The 1,759-nt window shown below is 58.5% G+C and carries 1 tRNA gene and 1 pseudogene; both read right to left on the bottom strand.

From position 1 onward, the window contains the following. Positions 1-783 precede the first annotated feature (783 nt). Positions 784-1,037, bottom strand: a pseudogene (locus AC1D1B_RS30715) (ribbon-helix-helix domain-containing protein); the annotation flags it as partial. Positions 1,038-1,546: 509 nt separating this feature from the next. Beyond that, positions 1,547-1,623 (bottom strand) — tRNA-Met (locus AC1D1B_RS30710). Between the last annotated feature and the right edge of the window lie 136 nt (positions 1,624-1,759).

Below are 1,759 nucleotides of genomic sequence, written 5' to 3'. Positions count from 1 at the left end.
ATTATCCCTGGCGGGATAAGAGGTTCAGCAGGACTCTGCCGCCCACGTTTCTCTTTCTTCAATATTCAATTTTCAAAGAACAGACATCGCAGACGCGGTGTCGTGGCCCGTTACGCCTATGGCTTCGGGGCCGTCCGAGTGTCGCTTACGCGGCTCTCTTGAATTCTCACAAGGGCTTATTCAGAAGCAAACTGCTTCGCCGCCAGCGGCGCACCGCCCTCGTTCGTGAGGCGTATATAGTCGCCACCCTGACAAACTGTCAACTCCATTCCACGATGTTTTTTCGATTTCTCGCAGAGATATCCACGGGGCTGAAATTCGTGAGCTGGCTTGGCTGAAATTATGAGTGGTGCTGCGCTGCAAATCACTTCTGCGGAGGCTCGCCACCCCTCGGCGGCAGGCGTGTACCATCGGCGTAAAAATCGCCCGCCTTGCTTGGCGGGTGTCGACGGTCACGCCAGCCTGAGCAGCGCTTCAGAGCCGGCCTTCCAGCAATTCCGCCATGATGTTCCGGCCGGCGGGAAGCCGCCCGGGATCAACGCATCATCACCATCGACTGCGAGCGACGCTGACGGCGCGCCGGTAGCCGACAATCCGCAGGCCAGGCTTGAACCCGCTCTGTGCCGCAGTGCGGAAAAGTCGAGAAGCCGAGGCAACGATCGCGGATGCCAACAACAAAATTCGAAGCGATCGCCGGCGACACGCGGTCAGCTATGTCGTCATAGAGCTGTTCGAGTTCAGCCTCCGCCCTGGGTGGAAGACGATCCGGTACTCTATTGTCCACTTGGCTTTCAACTGCTTCGCGCGATGCCGCGCCTCGAGTCGCGAAAAACTGTCTCGGCAGGAATACCCTTCGCCGGATCCTGTTGGATCTCGGTCAGGCCCGCCGGGACTTCCTCGCGCAGCCATCTCTCCCGCTCCGCCTCGAAATCCTCAAGCATACGCAGGCCGGCGCGTGATTCGAGGTTGTAGCGACCTGATTCGAGCGGCTTCCTGAAGAAGCCCTCGTAGTGGTCGTTCAGGGCGTAGTTGGGCATGGCGACCTCCTGGAGATTCTGATGGCGACCAGGACCGATAGAATTAGACAGCAATGATTAGCGGCACGCGCGCATTCAGCTCGTATGATCTCCCGGCGAAAATAGCCAATCCATCACCTGGTTCCGCGACATCGAATCGCGCCGGCGCGGATCGAAGATCTCACCCGGATCATCTGCCGCCATTCTCATCGCAAACAACGGTGGCGGTTGCTGTGTCGGACAGAGCCGGGAGCCAGCTGGGGTCGCGGGGTGTGACTTTCGCTTGGGTGTGATTGCGGACTGCGAACATCAGCCTGGACCCATTCCAAATACACGCCGGACTACAAAGGCCCCCGACAAGGAATCTTATTTCGAGAAGTTGGGCGCCGGAAGAGTTGGCTGGGGAAAGGGAGGGGGTTGTGGAGTGCTTTAGCCGCGTCGGCTTTGCGTGCTTTCGGGCTTCTGATGAGGGGTAAAGATCGGCCGATCGCCAAATACAAAAAGGCCCGCACGAGGCGGGCCTTTTGATTTGGTTGCGGGGACAGGATTTGAACCTGTGACCTTCAGGTTATGAGCCTGACGAGCTACCGGGCTGCTCCACCCCGCGTCAACCTTACAAGTAAGCCGAGGCTTACTGGATTAGAAGGGCCGCCAAATGAAAGGGCCGCTTGCGCGGCCCGAGCTCCCGTTTGGCGGGCCTATCGTAAAAGAGAAGATTCCACTCCATCCAATTTCTGGATGTG

Source organism: Mesorhizobium sp. P2_C5_2 (genome assembly GCF_056404535.1).
The sequence above is the reverse complement of the archived record's forward strand: the minus strand, read 5'-3'. Positions and strand labels throughout refer to the sequence as shown.